Origin of the sequence: Corynebacterium suedekumii (assembly GCF_030252185.1) — a bacterium.
Lineage (GTDB): Bacteria > Actinomycetota > Actinomycetes > Mycobacteriales > Mycobacteriaceae > Corynebacterium > Corynebacterium suedekumii.
The window spans coordinates 1,742,510-1,758,085 of record NZ_CP126970.1; the positions used below are offsets into that span (position 1 = coordinate 1,742,510).

The 15,576-nt window shown below is 61.0% G+C and carries 12 protein-coding genes and 5 pseudogenes; all 17 read left to right on the top strand.

Going from position 1 to position 15,576, the window contains the following annotated elements:
• Nucleotides 1-69 precede the first annotated feature (69 nt).
• Nucleotides 70-1,274, top strand: a protein-coding gene (locus QP029_RS08785; RefSeq protein WP_432418671.1) for an IS3 family transposase whose coding sequence is annotated in 2 segments (ribosomal slippage) — nucleotides 70-397 and nucleotides 397-1,274 — 1,206 coding nt in all. Because the reading frame shifts where the segments join, the coding sequence is not laid out codon by codon here.
• Nucleotides 1,178-2,527 carry an IS30 family transposase gene (locus QP029_RS08790; RefSeq protein WP_432418672.1) on the top strand — a complete coding sequence of 450 codons (1,350 nt, stop codon included), beginning with the start codon at nucleotides 1,178-1,180 and terminating at the stop codon, nucleotides 2,525-2,527. Before QP029_RS08785 ends, QP029_RS08790 begins: the two co-directional genes overlap by 97 nt.
• Before the next feature lie 55 nt (nucleotides 2,528-2,582).
• Nucleotides 2,583-2,822, top strand: coding sequence for an integrase core domain-containing protein (locus tag QP029_RS08795; RefSeq protein ID WP_284873957.1), 240 nt, complete (start codon nucleotides 2,583-2,585; stop codon nucleotides 2,820-2,822).
• 176 nt (nucleotides 2,823-2,998) lie between these two features.
• On the top strand, nucleotides 2,999-3,241 hold the full coding sequence (locus QP029_RS14310) for a lactococcin 972 family bacteriocin (protein WP_432418727.1): 243 nt from the start codon (nucleotides 2,999-3,001) through the stop codon (nucleotides 3,239-3,241).
• Nucleotides 3,242-3,323: 82 nt separating this feature from the next.
• The gene (locus QP029_RS08800) at nucleotides 3,324-5,360 is read left to right on the top strand and encodes a hypothetical protein (RefSeq protein WP_284873958.1); all 2,037 of its coding nucleotides are present in this window, start codon (nucleotides 3,324-3,326) and stop codon (nucleotides 5,358-5,360) included.
• Nucleotides 5,357-6,070: an ATP-binding cassette domain-containing protein gene (locus QP029_RS08805; protein WP_284873959.1), complete on the top strand. Its 714-nt coding sequence runs from the start codon at nucleotides 5,357-5,359 to the stop codon at nucleotides 6,068-6,070. Before QP029_RS08800 ends, QP029_RS08805 begins: the two co-directional genes overlap by 4 nt.
• A 237-nt stretch (nucleotides 6,071-6,307) precedes the next feature.
• Nucleotides 6,308-7,622 (top strand): annotated as a pseudogene (locus tag QP029_RS08810) (ISL3 family transposase).
• A 456-nt stretch (nucleotides 7,623-8,078) separates the two neighbouring features.
• Nucleotides 8,079-8,210, top strand: a pseudogene (locus QP029_RS08815) (transposase); the annotation flags it as partial.
• Between the two features lie 189 nt (nucleotides 8,211-8,399).
• Nucleotides 8,400-8,675: a hypothetical protein gene (locus QP029_RS08820; RefSeq protein ID WP_284873960.1), complete on the top strand. Its 276-nt coding sequence runs from the start codon at nucleotides 8,400-8,402 to the stop codon at nucleotides 8,673-8,675.
• Nucleotides 8,676-8,701: 26 nt separating this feature from the next.
• On the top strand, nucleotides 8,702-10,045 hold the full coding sequence (gene istA, locus QP029_RS08825; RefSeq protein ID WP_284876206.1) for an IS21 family transposase: 1,344 nt from the start codon (nucleotides 8,702-8,704) through the stop codon (nucleotides 10,043-10,045).
• A complete protein-coding gene (locus QP029_RS08830) occupies nucleotides 10,045-10,803 on the top strand; it encodes an ATP-binding protein (RefSeq protein WP_284876207.1) in 759 nt (252 codons plus the stop codon). The genes istA and QP029_RS08830 overlap by 1 nt, the downstream gene beginning before the upstream one ends.
• Before the next feature lie 189 nt (nucleotides 10,804-10,992).
• Nucleotides 10,993-11,157: pseudogene (locus QP029_RS08835) on the top strand (IS3-like element IS3502 family transposase); the annotation flags it as partial.
• Between the two features lie 275 nt (nucleotides 11,158-11,432).
• Nucleotides 11,433-11,759: a transposase gene (locus QP029_RS08840; protein ID WP_284873961.1), complete on the top strand. Its 327-nt coding sequence runs from the start codon at nucleotides 11,433-11,435 to the stop codon at nucleotides 11,757-11,759.
• The gene (locus QP029_RS08845; RefSeq protein WP_284873962.1) at nucleotides 11,756-12,523 is read left to right on the top strand and encodes an IS3 family transposase; all 768 of its coding nucleotides are present in this window, start codon (nucleotides 11,756-11,758) and stop codon (nucleotides 12,521-12,523) included. The genes QP029_RS08840 and QP029_RS08845 overlap by 4 nt, the downstream gene beginning before the upstream one ends.
• The gene (locus QP029_RS08850; protein WP_284873803.1) at nucleotides 12,411-13,805 is read left to right on the top strand and encodes an IS30 family transposase; all 1,395 of its coding nucleotides are present in this window, start codon (nucleotides 12,411-12,413) and stop codon (nucleotides 13,803-13,805) included. The genes QP029_RS08845 and QP029_RS08850 overlap by 113 nt, the downstream gene beginning before the upstream one ends.
• A gap of 4 nt (nucleotides 13,806-13,809) precedes the next feature.
• Nucleotides 13,810-14,106, top strand: a pseudogene (locus QP029_RS08855) (transposase); the annotation flags it as partial.
• Between the two features lie 121 nt (nucleotides 14,107-14,227).
• Nucleotides 14,228-15,533: pseudogene (locus QP029_RS08860) on the top strand (ISL3 family transposase).
• The last annotated feature ends 43 nt before the right edge of the window (nucleotides 15,534-15,576 follow it).

Consider the following 15,576-nt stretch of genomic DNA (forward strand, 5'->3'; position numbering starts at 1 on the left):
GACCTGACCCCTTGATGGTGGACACGCTGAAACCAGCATCACGCTGGGGAAGTGAGGTACCTTTCCACCATGCCACGCAAGACCTACACCGAGCAGTTCAAGCGTGACGCAGTGGTGTTGTACGAGTCGACTCCCGGAGCCACGGTCAACGCGATCGCCTCCGATCTCGGAGTCAACCGCAACTCCCTGCGCACCTGGCTCGATGCCTTCGGCACCGGCACCAAAACCAACGCCAACGGCGAGAAAGTCGCCAGCCCCGTCGCCGCCGCCAACAGCGCACGCACCCCGGCTGAAGGACTCTCCGATACCGAGCGCATCCGCGTGTTGGAACGCGAAAACGCCAAGCTCCGGGAGGAACGAGAAATCCTACGCAAGGCGGCTAAATATTTCGCGGAAGAGACGAATTGGTGAACCGCTTCCGATTTGTTGACGACCACCGAGACTTCTACGAGGTCAAGCGGTTATGTGAGGTTCTGAAGATCAACCGGTCCTCGTACTACGCCTGGAAATCGGCTGCCCCTGCCCGCCGGCAACGCCTCGTCGCCGACGCGGTGCTGGGAGCGCAGATCAAGACCACCTTCAACGCCGAGAACGGCTGCTACGGGGCGAAACGTGTGACTGCGACTATCAACTCCAGCGACGGCAACTCCGCCGGCGGCGTTGTTGTGCAGCGGGTCAATCACAAGCGCACGGCCCGGCTGATGCGGCAGATGGGTCTGTTCGGCTACACGAAAAAACGCCGCGTGAAAACCACCGTGTCTGCGAAACGGGTTCCGACGTTCCCGGACCTGCTGCAACGCCGGTTCACTGCGGACAGGCCGAACGCGGTCTACGTCGGCGATATCACGTACCTGCCGATCGCGGACGGGTCGAATATGTACCTGGCCACCGTTATTGATTGTTATTCGCGGCAGTTGACCGGTTTCGCGATCGCCGATCACATGCGCACCGAGCTCGTCGAGGAAGCTCTCACGATGGCGCAGAAGGTGCGCGGAGACCTGAATGGGGCGATTTTCCACTCGGATCACGGCAGTGTTGGCGGATTCAAGCGGTCGTCGCAACACCTTGATCGCGGAGGTGTTCAACGATGGCAACGGCGGACTGGAGCAGGAAGACTAGTGATGTTCCGGAGGGGGTGCGTCGGCAGTGGCGTGCGGACCGGGCGTTGCGTCCGGCGATGCGTTCTCCGGGCAGGCCGGATCCGTCGCGTGTGGTGCAACGTCAGTTCTGGCGCACAATCGCGAAGGGCGTCACGACAGCGGAAGCGTCGTTAGCTGTCGGCGTGTCGGTCCCGGTCGGCACCCGCTGGTTTCGTCACGCTGGCGGCATGCCCCCGATCTCACTGGCAGAGCCCACCGGCCGATACCTGTCGTTCGAGGAGCGTGAGGAGATCGCGATCATGCGCGCCAAGGACAAGGGGGTGCGCGAGATTGCTCGTGCCCTGGGGCGGGATCCGGGAACGATCTCACGCGAGTTGCGTCGCAATGCCGCCACGCGTGGCGGCGTGCAGGAGTACCGGGCGACGGTGGCGCAGTGGAAGGCGCAACAGGTGGCCAAGCGTCCGAAAGCGGCCAAGCTCGTCGTCAATGATCGACTTCACGAGTATGTCCAGGAACGCCTCGACGGGTCTGTGAAGCGTGCTGATGGAACGGTCGTTGCTGGACCGGTGACCGCAGATTGGAAAGGTCGCAATAAGCCGCACCGGCAGGATCGTCGGTGGGCGACGGCGTGGAGTCCGGAGCAGATCTCTCATCGGTTGCGGATCGACTTCCCCGATGATGAGTCCATGCGCATCAGCCATGAGGCGATCTATCAGTCGTTGTTCATCGAGGGCCGCGGCGCGCTCAGACGGGACCTGGTCGCATGCTTGCGAACCGGCCGTGCGTTGCGCCAGCCGCGGGCACGATCTCAGAACAAGCCGCAGGGACATGTCACCGCGGACGTCGTACTAAGCGAACGGCCTGCTGAAGCCGCGGATCGGGCGGTCCCCGGGCACTGGGAGGGGGATCTGATCATCGGCACCGGCCGGTCCGCCATCGGCACGGTGATCGAACGGTCCAGCAGGGCCACGCTGCTGGTCCATCTGCCTCGACTGGAAGGCTGGGGCGAGAGCCCACCTGTGAAGAACGGCGCGTCGCTGGGCGGTTACGGCGCCCGCGCGATGAACACCGCCCTGACCGCGTCGATGACGAAGATTCCCATCCAGCTACGCAAAACGCTCATCTGGGACCGTGGCAAGGAACTGTCCGCTCACGCGCAGTTCGCGCTGGACACCGGCACGAAGGTGTTCTTCGCTGATCCGCATTCGCCTTGGCAGCGGCCCACGAACGAGAACACGAACGGGTTGCTGCGCCAGTACTTCCCAAAGGGCACCGATCTGTCCCGCTGGTCCGCTGAGGACCTCGAAGCTATCGCTCTGGTGCTCAACAACAGGCCCCGCAAAGTCCTCGGCTGGCGTACCCCCGCTGAAGTCTTCGACGAGCAACTACAGTTGCTCCAAACAGGCGGTGTTGCATCGACTGGTTGAACGCGCCCAGTATCGCTCGGTTGTCTACGGCGAAGCTCTGGCGGAGGCGAAGGTCGTGGCTTCAGTCGGTTCCCGGGGTGACTCCTACGATAATGCGATGGCGGAGGCGTTGAATTCGTTGTTCAAGGCCGAGCTGATCGATCGGCGGACCTGGCCGTCGTTGGCTGATGTTCTGGTGGAGTCGTCGAAGTGGATCGGGTGGTACAACAACCGCCGGCTGCACTCCTCGTTGGGTTACCGCCCGCCGCGGGAAGTCCACCAGGAATGGAACATGCTTCAGGCCCACGCGGCCTGATCAACAAAGACATGACCCTCTACAAAACCCGGGGCTTGACAAATTTCCGTTTCCCCTCCTATGATTCTCATAGGTGCCAATTATGGCACTGACAGCGAGGCTCAAGGACAGGAAGGGCAATAATGAAGAGAGCAGCAAAAGTGCTAGCAACTGTTGGGCTGGGTGGAGCGCTTGCAATGGGAGCCGCAAGTGGGGCCCATGCAGCTATCTCTTATCCTGGTGGCGGAACATGGAATCAGGGTACCAGCTATGTAACCATGAACACCTGGTCAAACTACCTGCATGGCAGCAAGGCGCATGGTAGTACGGCGTGCAATGCAAACCGTTGCAACCGGTCGGACACAGTCCCCCCGGGATTGTGGTCGTACGCCTCCATTCGGGCTACTTGGGGCGGTAACACTACCTACTGGCGCGCTTAAAGCCGCAACAGAGATATCTCGAATTGTGGTCCTGGTGTCTTAAGTGACACTGGGACCACGATTTTTCGTTGGAAAGGAACAAATGACCAGCAATCTTTCATTGGCGCGAAGCATCATGTGGATGACTTCCGTGTTGCTGGCAGGTGTATTACTTGGGGCTACGATTTCTTTCCTCATTGATCAGGATCGGTGGGGCCCTGAGGGCTTTACACATGGTTTTTCCATCAGTGAAATCCCATCGTCAGTCTCCCGGGATGAAGTGGTTTCCACGATCAGAGAAGCTGCGGGAGACGAGCACGTCAACGTCTATAAGATGTCGCCTTCAGCCCAGGAGAGTGTGCGTTCCACGGACTATTACGTGTTCATCGGTGAAGAAACCTTGGTGATAGGTGATCTCGATCAAGGAGCGTTCCCGACTTTTGGCACACAATTCCCGGCGACACTGCAGCCGGCGGCTGCACTGACCCGCGACAGGCTGCTGGGAACCTATCTAGTGCAAGGAGATGCTCAACAGGCCCAGGGGATTGTCTCTTCACTGGAGCGTTTGGGTATCCGGGCCCCTCAGACATCATCCCCGCCCAGCTCGTTACTGTGGGGAATCTTCCTGGTGGGTAGTCCATGGGGCATCGCGGTGCTGATTCTGCTCAGCGCGCTGGTTTTAGCGGCAGCGAATCTAGCAAGTGTGCGGCTGGCGATTGCGGGGTTGCGGCTCACCACAGGAATGCCGCTTAGTCGGATACGTGCCGCAGAGGGCTGCGCTCTTTTGATCCCTGTGACGGTCTGCGTAGCGCTGTCCTCATTCGCCCTTCTGGCGTATTCGCTGATCAATCTCAATGGGTATCAAGCCCGCACGATCTTGGTGATCGGTGCCCAACAACTGGTGATAGTACTGATTGCAGCTGCTAGCGCAATGGGGCTCGTGGCACTGTCGGTAAGAAATCATTCAATCGGTCGGATCATCAAAGGTGATCGTCCGATGCGGCTTCTTACCGTCCTATCCGCTACTGCGATTGTGATCGCGACAGCAGGTGCAGGTGGCAACACTGCAGGAACTATCAATCAGATCACTGAGTTTCGACAGGCTCAACCGGCCGACTCGTTCCGCGCTGCCCACCCCGAATTAGTGAAACCAGTCTTTAGCTATGCGATCGCCACAGAGGAAGCATCTGAAATCTTTCCCAAACTCGGCGAGATCTTCCGAACCATGGAACAGCAGGACAGTGTGCTTCTAACCGAGGCAGGAATCTTGAGTTCATTTATAGGTGAGCAGCACGCAATCGATCCGCAAAGAAGCCTACTGATTAATTCTGCTTTCCTAAGAACCCTCCCCTCGGTAGACCCGGAATTAAAGGAAGCGGTTGACTCACGGGCGGGACAGCTCGGAGCGGTGACCCTGGTGATTCCGGCAGATCTCAGCGAGCATAAGGATGCTATCCGCTCAAGTCTCGACCAGTGGTTGAATTTTCAGCTTTCACTCAATGAAGATGCCCCTGATCAAGCCCGTCCCAACACTACGGTGCTTACTGGAGTGGACCTCGGTATCGTGCCCCGCCTAGACTACGACGCTACAGGTAGCTCGATGCACCTTGTCGACCCGATCACTGTCATCATCGATGCAGATAACGGGCTACTCTCCGATGACTTCTACGGGGATGTCGGCGCGTACGCCGACCAAGACAAATACAAACAGCTCGTCGATTATGCCGGAGTTGGTCATGCCGTTGTAGCGTTAGAAAGCATCGCGGAGCTCTCCGCCCTCGATCATGCCAACCGACTAGCCGAACTGCGCATAACTATCACGGGGACCATCGTCATGCTTCTGGTTCTCATGCTTGGCTCAATCATTTTTGCGGCCGTGTACCACGCCCGAAAAGCGACCGCGATTTTCTTGCTGGCCTCCACGGGAAGTGGGTTCTTCAACATTTACGGCCGGTTCCTGGCCCTCGTTGGAGTTCTTTCTGCGATACCGGCCTTCCTCGCAAGCGCAGTCGTCAAAATCTCTGTACTCCCCCAGGTAGCGATTGTGGCAATCATCACCGCAATCGCTTTGGCTACGACCAGTGCCATGTTGCTAGCCCTTAAGCGCAGTCTCACCCGCACTGCTCTGGAGGTGACATGAGTTTCCGCCAAGATTCCGAGATCCCAGCACATATGCTAGATGGTCCAGTGAGAGGACAGAAGAATATGACTGCCACCCCATCAACCGATGGTATCCTCGCCCGAGGCCTTGCTTTCGAATACCCTGGTCGCACTCTCTGGCAGGACCTATCTTTTACCGCGAGTCCTGGTTCCTACACCGTGGTAGTCGGGGAAAGCGGCTCGGGAAAGACTACTCTGTTGCAGAGTTTAGGCAGCTTGGAACGCCCAAGCACCGGAGCCCTCCACGTCTTAGGACAGGAACCAGCGAAACTGCGCGGTAGTGCCAAACGTGATTTTCTCCGCAACAAGGTGGGCTTCTCTTTTCAGAATGCAGGTGTCGTTGCTTCTTGGACGGTTAAAAAGAACTTGGAAGTCGGCGGTTACCAGCTACGGGATGACCCCGAATGGGCCCGTGAGATATTCCAACGCTTCAGTCTTCCCTTCGAGTTCATCAACACTCCTGTCTACCGCCTTAGCGGAGGTGAACAACAACGCGTCGGCATCATCCGCTTGGCACTACGCCGCCCCCCGCTCCTGCTGATGGATGAACCGACCGCGGCCCTTGATGACAAGAACGCCCAACGCGTTACCGACTTTCTCACTGAACACTGTAAAGCTGGGGGAATCGCTGTCGTTGCCACGCACGACGCACGCGTAACTAAGCATGCAGATCTCACTCTGCAGCTGTGAAATTTAACTATGAGCAGAGAAATCTCTTATTAGGCTCCGTGAACTCTACGGACTGAAAACGAGATTACAGTTTCACGCGTTACCCTAAGTCCGTACCGGAGGGTATGCCGGCTCATCCGGATCTGGAGTGCGTAATTAGCGGGAAGTGATATGTCGGGGTGGCACAACATGTAGGGGCCCTGGCCGGTACAAGATGAGAGTTACCACACAACCATCTGACCGAACCAGGACCCTACAATGCAGCCTACGTTCAACCTCGTCGCCGACACCATTTGCCGCACCGCGGAGCTGGGATTAACGATCACCGATGCCGCGGATGCCGGCGAGTTCACGGTCATCAGTGCTCGTCCCATCGACTCCTGCGACAAGTGCCCGGGCTGCGGACACACAGGCCGGCTGCGTGATCACGTCGTGCGCCGGCTGACCGATCTTCCCGTCGTCGGCTTCCCCACCAGGCTGCAGGTACGCGTGCCGCGGTTCCTGTGCCTGAATCAGTCCTGTGCCCAGCGGATCTACCAGGGCGAACTGGCCTGCGCCGAACGCGGGCGCACCGTCACTCGCCGGGTGACCCGCTGGATTCTGCAACGGTTGGCGATCGACAAAATGAGTATCTCCGCCACCGCCGAAGCCCTGGGCTTGGGCTGGGACCTGGTCAACGACCTCGCCCTGGATGCCTGCCGGCACCTGGTCTACGACGACCCCGGCCACCGCCGGGGTACGCGTGCTGGGCGTGGACGAGCACGTGTGGAAGCACACCCACCGGGCCGGTGAGCCGGACTCGTTCGTCACCGTGCTCGTCGACATCACCCCCGTCATCGACGGCGCCGGACCGGCCCGGTTGCTGGACATGGTCCCGGGTCGTAGCGCCGCGGTACTGAGCGATTGGCTCAGCCAGCGTGGGCAGGGCTTTCGCGACCGGGTCGAGGTTGTCACGATGGATGGGTTTGCCGGCTACGCCACCGCCACCAAACAGGCCCTGCCGCGGGCGCAGGCGGTGATGGATCCCTTTCACGTGGTGCACCTGGCCGCCGACAAGTTGACCGTGTGCCGGCAGCGCCTGCAGCGGATGACCACCGGGCGGCGGGGCAAGAAAAACGATCCGTTGTATAAGAACCGGAAAACCCTGTTGACCAGGATTGACTTCCTCACTGATCGACAGCATCGGCGACTCGAGCAACTGTGGGCCACCGACGAAGACTACGTGGCTTTGGAGGTGACGTGGTCGGTGTATCAGCAGATCATCGCCGCCTATCAGCACCCGAAGAAAGCCGAGGGCAAGAAGCTAATGCGGAAGGTGATCAGCACGCTGCGTTCATCGACGATGCCGAAGGGGTTAGAGGAGATTAAGCAGCTGGGAAACACGCTGTACCGGCGACAGAAGGACGTGCTGGCGTATTTCGATATCGGCGCGTCCAACGGGCCCGTCGAGGCGATCAACGGGCGCCTGGAGCATCTGCGCGGCATCGCTCTGGGGTTCAAGAACCTCGGGCACTACATCTTGCGATCCTTGATCCACTCCGGACAGCTGCACACCAAGATCAACGCACTCTAAATCCTGAAGAGCCTTGCCGGCTCTTCCGGATCTGGGGTGCGTAGCCGGGATGCGAGTGCCAGCATGAGGATCGGGACCCACCACAAGATATAGGGGTCCCCGGTGCGAAGATGAAAGTTCTTACACAACCATCTTTCGCTCCGAGGACCTATGCCCGATTCTACGTCTCTTATTGCTGACACCATCATCCGGACCGTTGAACTCGGCCTGACGATCACGGGCGCCGCGATCGATGAGCGCCACACGTGGATCACCTGCCGCCCGGTGGAACAGGATGTCTCCTGCCCGGCCTGCGGTGACGAAGGCCGGCTGCGTGATCACCGGATCCGTGAACTCGTGGACCTGGGCCCGAACCCCGGAAAGTGGACACGGGGATTTCATCAAGAGGGGCCGTCCCCTGTTTGGTGGACACGCTGACCCTGGCCCAGAATGGGCCGGAGAATGCGAGAAACCACCATGCCGAAGAACACCTACACCGATGAGTTCAAAGCCGACGCGGTCCGACTCTACGAGGACACGACAGGCGCCTCGTTCTCGATGATCGCCACCGATCTCGGGATCAGTCGGGCGACGCTGAAAAACTGGGTCTACGCTGCCCGCAAGGCCCGTGGCGTCCAGTCGAGTCGCACCTGTTAGGAACGGATAGTTTGAAGCGCCGTGGTAACCATCGTGAAGCACGATGGTGAGCTTCGTGAAGCGCTCAGGGCCGGTAGCCCCCAGACTTTCAGATGCCACACGACAACCCGGTCGTGTGGGAACCTGAAAGGACCTTCAACCGTGACCAACTACCGGTTGATCATGCAACTGCTCCTCGCGGGCAGTTCCTACCGAACAATTCAGGCTCGCTGCGGTGCCGCGCACGCTACCATCGCCAAAGCCGGAAAAGCCCTCGATCACCACCACATCACCACCCACGCCCAACTCGAGGGATTGCCTGACGACGACCTTGCCGCCCTGGTCGGCGACGGGCGGATGACCGTGGCCGGGGAATTCGTCCCCATCGACATGGACACGGTGATCGCTGCCCGGACCGGACGCAAGAAGACACCCTGAATGTCCTGTGGGCCGTCTACCTCACCCTGCCCGCGCCAGAGGGCCTTCGTCACTACAGCTATGAACGCTTCCGTCAGCTGGTGGGCCAGGAAGTCCAGGCCCGCGGGCTCACCGCTCGGATCCAGCACATCCCGGGCCATACGATGCAGGTCGACTGGGCCGGCACCAAGATACGCATCATCGACTCCGTCACCCGCCGGGCCACCAGCATCAGCGTGTTCGTCGCGACCTTGCCGTACTCCGGCATGGTCTTTGCCTACGGGTGTGTTGATGAACGCCAGCCGAACTGGCTGGCCGCCCACCGCCACGCCTTCGAGTACTTCCGGGGCGTGGCTGAGGTCATCGTGCCGGATAATGCCTCCACCGCGTCGAATGCCATCCGCACCGGGGACAAGGCACGCAGGGTCAACACCGCTTATGAGGAGTTCCTTACCCACTACAACACCGCCGCGCTTCCCACCCGGCCGGTGCGCCCCAAGGACAAGGGCAATGTGGAATCCGGGGTCAAGGTCGTCACCAACTGGGCGATCCGCCGACTCGCGGACCGGGAGTTCAGCAACCTTGATGACCTCAACACGGCCTTGCGGGCAGCTGTCGAGGCGATCAACGATCGCACTCCGTTCCGGGATCAGCAGGTCTCCCGCCGCCAGATCTTCCAGGAAGCCGAAGCCGATCTGTTGGCGGCACTGCCTGATGAGCCTTTCCTGCCGACGGTGTGGAAGAAATCCAAGGTGAGCCCGGACTGGCACATCACGATCGCCACCGTGCACTACTCGGTGCCGTATCAGCATGTCGGCGATACCGTGGACGTGCGTATCCGCGGCGATCAGCTGGAGGTTTTCGCCGCTGGCGCCACCATCGCCACGCACACGGTGGGCACGCAACGCGGGGCGTATGTCACCGATGTGGTCCACTGCCCACCGGGGATGGAGAATCCGAACAATCTGTGGTCCTCGCAGTATTTCCTCACCCAGGCTTCCCGGGTGGGTCCGAACACGAGGATGGCGATCGCTGATCTCCTGGCGTCGCGACCGATTGTCGCTCAGGCGTATCTGCCGGCCCGCAACATCCTCGCCATGGGCAAAGGCGACAACAAGCCCATCCTCGAGGCGGCCTGCCTCCGACTGGTCGGCGATGCCACCCGTCGTCGGGCGATCTCGTACACGGGCGTGAAGAACATGATGGCCGCGGTCCGTAGCGACCAGGCGACACGACCGGCGACCACCCCTACGCCGCGGGCTCATGCACGTTCTACGTCGCCACCGCACTGGCACGGTGACCGCGGTGGGCTACTCGGCGGGGCTGGCCAGTTCAGCCTGGAAGCCCTCACCGGAACAGACACCAGCGACCACAAGGAGGAATCGAAGTGATGGACCCCAACTTCCACCTGGATGACACGTGGCTGGACACCTTCACCAAACTCCGGATGACCGCCTTCGGTCAGACGGTCATCGATATCGCCAACAACGCCGACTATGACGAGTGGACCTTCTCCCAGAAGATCGCGTTCGCGTTGGACAAAGAGGTCACGGCCCGGGCGGAGCGTCGTGTTGAGAAACTACTCAAGGCATCCAGATCACCACACCCCGATGCCTGCGTAGAAGACATCGACTACCGACCAGATCGCAACCTCAGCCGTGAGTTAACGACACGGCTGGGCAGCTGTCAATGGGTGGCCAAGGCCAGCAACGTCATCATCCTGGGCAAGTCCTCCGTAGGCAAGACCTACCTCGCCCTGGCGCTGCTCAATGCGGCGTGCCGGCGTGACTACACCGCCCGGTTCTTCCGTACCGATGACCTGGCCGCGCAGCTGGCGGTGATGGATTATCACGATCCGAAGCGTCTGCAGTTCGTCACTCAGATCACCACCACGGATCTGCTGGTCTTGGATGATTTCCTCACCACCGCGATCAGCCCGGACACCGCGAACATGCTGTTCAATATCCTGTCCGCGCGGGAAGGCCGGGGATCGACGTTGGTGACCTCCCAGTTCAACCCGGAGGAGTGGTACACCTCCATGGCGGACAAGGTCGTCGCTGAGTCCCTGCTCAACCGTCTTGTCGGTGGGGCGGAGATCATCAGCCTGGACGGGCCGAACATGAGACTCTCACCGACCATGGTCAGGTAACCCGCCGGACACCGAAGTGAGGATCGAGCACCGGGGTGAGCACCGCTTCACGATGCTCACCCCGGCGCTTCACTATCGTCACCACGCTGCTTCAAAATGCACGTTCGGAACAGCACCGCCGAGGACCCCGCCGAGGAGCTGCTGCGCCTGCGCAAAGAAGTCCAGCACCTGCGCTCGGAGACCCAGAAGCTCTCGACCGAACGCGATATCCTGCGCAAGGCCGCGAAGTATTTCGCGGGAGAGACGACCTGGTGATCCGCTTCCAGTTCGTTGACGACTACGCCACCACCTACTCGGTGAAGCGGTTGTGCCACGTCCTTAATCTGAACCGCTCAAGCTTCTACAAGTGGCGGGACGGTGAGCTTGTCCGCAGGCAGCGCCGAAACGCCGATGAGACGCTGGTGGCCCAGATGCGGGACTACCACGAAGAATTCGACGCCACGATCGGGGTGCGCCGTATGACCGCTGAAATAAACGACTGGGGTTACCCTCTTGTCGTGGACACCTAAACTAGCGGGGCCACCGTGCCCTGCGGAAGGATGTTCACATGGGACAACGACGCCGATACACCGAGGGGGCCGTCCCCTGTTTGGTGGACACGCTGACCCTGGCCCAGAATGGGCCGGAGAATGCGAGAAACCACCATGCCGAAGAACACCTACACCGATGAGTTCAAAGCCGACGCGGTCCGACTCTACGAGGACACCACAGGCGCCTCGTTCTCGATGATCGCCACCGATCTCGGGATCAGTCGGGCGACGCTGAAAAACTGGGTCTACGCTGCCCGCAAGGCCCGTGGCGTCCAGTCGAGTCGCACCGCCGAGGACCCCGCCGAGGAGCTGCTGCGCCTGCGCGAAGAAGTCCAGCACCTGCGCTCGGAGACCCAGAAGCTCTCGACCGAACGCGATATCCTGCGCAAGGCCGCGAAGTATTTCGCGGGAGAGACGACCTGGTGATCCGCTTCCAGTTCGTTGACGACTACGCCACCACCTACTCGGTGAAGCGGTTGTGCCACGTCCTTAATCTGAACCGCTCAAGCTTCTACAAGTGGCGGGACGGTGAGCCTGTCCGCAGGCAGCGCCGAAACGCCGATGAGACGCTGGTGGCCCAGATGCGGGACTACCACGAAGAATTCGACGCCACGATCGGGGTGCGCCGTATGACCGCTGAAATAAACGACCACACAAAAGACCCGGTCAACCACAAACGCATCGAGCGGCTCATGCGCCAGCACCAGATCGTCGGGGTGAACCTGCGCAAGAAGAAGAGCACCACCATCCCGGACCAGGGCGCGAGGGTCTTCGACGACCTTGTCGGCCGGGACTTCACTGCCGAGGACTGCAATCAGCTCTATATCGGCGACATCACCTACTTGCCCTGCGGGAAAGGAGAATTCCTGTACCTGGCCACCGTCATCGACGTGCACTCCCGACGCTTGGTCGGCTACTCCATCGCTGACCACATGCGCACCAGTCTCGTTCAGGACGCGATGGAGGACGCGGCCCGGACAAGGGGCTCGATGGGCGGAGCGATTTTTCACAGCGACCACGGCAGCGTCGGCGGATTCAACTGGTCGTCGCAACACCTCGATGACATGGAGGTGTGTGATGCTACGTCGTCAGGCGGATGCGGATCGAGCGGTGCGACAACCGATGCGCTCTCCGGGGCGCCCGCCCCCGCGACGGGAGGTCGAGCGGGCATTCTGGGTACAGATCGCTGATGGGCTTACGAGCGAGGATGCCGCGGTTGCTGTTGGTGTGTCAGCACCGGTGGGTACGCGGTGGTTTCGCCATGCTGGAGGTATGCCTCCACTAGATCTTGCTCCAGCTGCTGGCCGTTATCTCTGCTTTGCTGAGCGTGAAGAGATCGCGCTGTTACACGTTCAAAATGTCGGCGTCCGTGAGATCGCCCGACGACTCGGACGCGATCCCGGGACAGTCTCCCGGGAACTGCGGCGAAACGCCGCGACCCGTGCCGGGGAAGTGGAGTACCGGGCTTCCGTTGCGCAGTGGAAGGCCGAGTCTGCGGCCAAGCGGCCCAAACAAGCGAAACTGGTGACCAACACCGCGCTGCGTGACTATGTGCAACAACGCCTTGAGGGCAGCGTCAGTCTGCCGGACGGGACGGTAGTTCAGGGGCCCGATGCACCGCGCTGGAAGGGACGAAACAAGCCACACCGAGAGGACCGTCAATGGGTCACGGGTTGGAGCCCGGAACAAATCTCGCACCGGCTGAAAGTTGATTTCCCTGATGATGGTGCCATGAGGATCAGCCACGAAGCGATTTACCAGTCGCTGTTCATCCAGGGGCGCGGCGCACTCAAGCGCGAGCTCGTCACGTGTCTACGCACTGGTCGAGCGCTGCGGAAACCACGACGGCGTTCACGGAACAAGCCACAAGGCCATGTCACAGACGATGTCGTCATCTCCGAGCGTCCCGCCGAAGCGGCGGACCGCGCGGTGCCTGGACATTGGGAGGGGGATCTGATCATCGGCACACACCAGTCCGCGATCGGAACGCTCGTCGAGCGCAAGAGCCGCTCTGTGCTGCTGGTGCACCTGCCACGACTTGCAGGCTACGGGCAGCAGCCGCGAGTGAAAAACGGGCCGGCCTTGGCCGGCCACGGCGCGACCGCGATGGCTGATGCGCTCACCCGAGCAATCACGGATCTACCGCAGCAACTGCGTAAGACGTTGACCTGGGATCGAGGCAAGGAGTTGGCAGAGCATGCCAGATTCGCGTTCGAGACCGGCACCACGGTGTTTTTCGCTGATCCGCACTCGCCTTGGCAGCGGCCCACGAACGAAAACACCAATGGGCTGCTGCGACAGTACTTCCCCAAGGGCACCGACCTGTCGAGATGGGGTGCTGACGATCTCGCCGCGGTCGCGTACACGTTAAATAACCGGCCGAGGAAAGTGCTCAACTGGAAAACCCCAGCCGAGGTATTCACAGAGCAGCTACCATCGGCCCAAGAACCTGGTGTTGCGACCACCGATTGAATCCGCCGTCTACACCTCATCAGGGTTTCAGGACACCTGTCGGAGGCTGGGGATCCGCCAGTCGATGGGGCGGATTGGGTCGAGTGCGGATAATGCGATGGCGGAGTCTTTCAACGCTTCGCTGAAGCGGGAGACGCTGCAAGGTTCTGGTGGCTGGGCGTCGCCGGTTCAGTGTCGGCGGGAGGTGTTCCGGTGGATCACGAGATACAACACCCGTCGGCGGCACTCCGGGATCAGTTACCTGTCGCCGAGGGCTTTCGAAGACATGGCCTCGGCTGTTACCGTGGCGCCTGCTGCTTGATCAATCCCGCGTGTCCACTCAAGGGGGACACCCCCGTTCGGGATGGCACAACATGTAGGGGTCCTGGCCGGTACAAGATGAGAGTTACGACGCTTCCATCCAACCGAACCAGGACCCTACTGTGCAGCCTACTACTGGCAACCTCGTTGCCGACACCATCTGCCGTACCGCGGAAATCGGCCTGACGATCACCGGTGCCGCCGACGCCGGAAACATCACCGTCATTGACGCCACACCGGTGGCCGTGAGCAACGCCTGTCCTGAATGTTCCCGACCCGGGAAGCTTCGCGACCACGTCCTTCGCCGTCTCGTCGATCTGCCGGTGGTCGGGTTCCCGACCCGTCTGCACGTCCGCGTGCCCCGCTTCACCTGTACGAATGCCTTCTGTGGCAGGAAGATCTTCCAGGCCACACTCAGCTGCGCCGATGACGGAGCGAAACTCACCCACCGGGTGACCCGCTGGATCCTCCAGCGCCTGGCGATAGACCGGATGAGCGTGTCTGCCACCGCGAAAGCACTCGGCGTGGGTTGGGAGCTGGTCAATCAGGTCGCCCTCGAGGCCTGCCGCAAGCTTGCCTACGACGTTGGACGGGGTGCGCATCCTCGGGGTGGATGAGCACGTATGGAAGCACACCCGAAAGCCAGGTCAGCCATCCAGTCTGGTGACCATCCTCGTCGACCTCACACCCCTGGTCGACGGCCGTGGCCCTGCCCGACTGCTGGACATGCGCCCCGGCCGCAGTGCACAGGTGCTGCGCACCTGGCTGCAGGAACGCGACCCTGGCTTCCGGGAGCAGGTGCAGGTGGTGACCATGGACGGCTTCACCGGTTACGCCACCGCAGTCGATGAGGTGTTGCCGCAGGCGAGGAAGGTCATGGACCCCTTCCACGTGGTGCATCTGGCAGCCGACAAACTCACCGGCTGCCGGCAGCGGCTCCAACGGGAGACCTCCGGGCGGCGTGGGCGCAAGGACGATCCGTTGTACAAGCACCGTCGCACGCTGTTGACCAGGACGAACTACCTCACCGAGCGGCAGAAACAACGCCTCGACCTGCTATGGGCCACCGACGATGAGTACGTGGCACTCGAGGTCACCTGGATGCTCTCACAGGACATGATTGCGGCTTACGGGCATCCGCAGAAGTCGGAGGGCAAGAAGCTCATGAGCAGGGTGATCAACACCCTGCGCAAGGGCTTACCGAAAGGCTTGGAGGAGCTCGCCCAACTGGGACGGACCTTGTGGCGCCGGCGTGAGGACGTGCTCGCCTACTTCGACATTGGGGCGTCCAACGGTCCGGTCGAGGCGATCAACGGCCGGCTCGAGCACCTACGCGGCATCGCCCTGGGTTTCCGAAACCTCGACCACTACATCTTGCGGTCCCTGATTCACTCTGGGCAGCTGCAGGCCAGGATCAACGCACTCTAAATCGTGAAGAGCCAGTAAACGGCCGAATGCCAAGCTGCCCAAT

What these genes read in the sequence shown, in the direction of transcription:
- QP029_RS08840 (WP_284873961.1), top strand. Translation starts at nt 11,433, where the DNA reads ATGCGAGAAACCACCATGCCGAAGAACACCTACACCGATGAGTTCAAA.
- QP029_RS14310 (WP_432418727.1), top strand. Translation starts at nt 2,999, where the DNA reads ATGGGAGCCGCAAGTGGGGCCCATGCAGCTATCTCTTATCCTGGTGGC.
- QP029_RS08850 (WP_284873803.1), top strand. Translation starts at nt 12,411, where the DNA reads ATGCTACGTCGTCAGGCGGATGCGGATCGAGCGGTGCGACAACCGATG.
- QP029_RS08790 (WP_432418672.1), top strand. Translation starts at nt 1,178, where the DNA reads ATGCGTTCTCCGGGCAGGCCGGATCCGTCGCGTGTGGTGCAACGTCAG.
- QP029_RS08800 (WP_284873958.1), top strand. Translation starts at nt 3,324, where the DNA reads ATGACCAGCAATCTTTCATTGGCGCGAAGCATCATGTGGATGACTTCC.
- QP029_RS08805 (WP_284873959.1), top strand. Translation starts at nt 5,357, where the DNA reads ATGAGTTTCCGCCAAGATTCCGAGATCCCAGCACATATGCTAGATGGT.
- QP029_RS08830 (WP_284876207.1), top strand. Translation starts at nt 10,045, where the DNA reads ATGGACCCCAACTTCCACCTGGATGACACGTGGCTGGACACCTTCACC.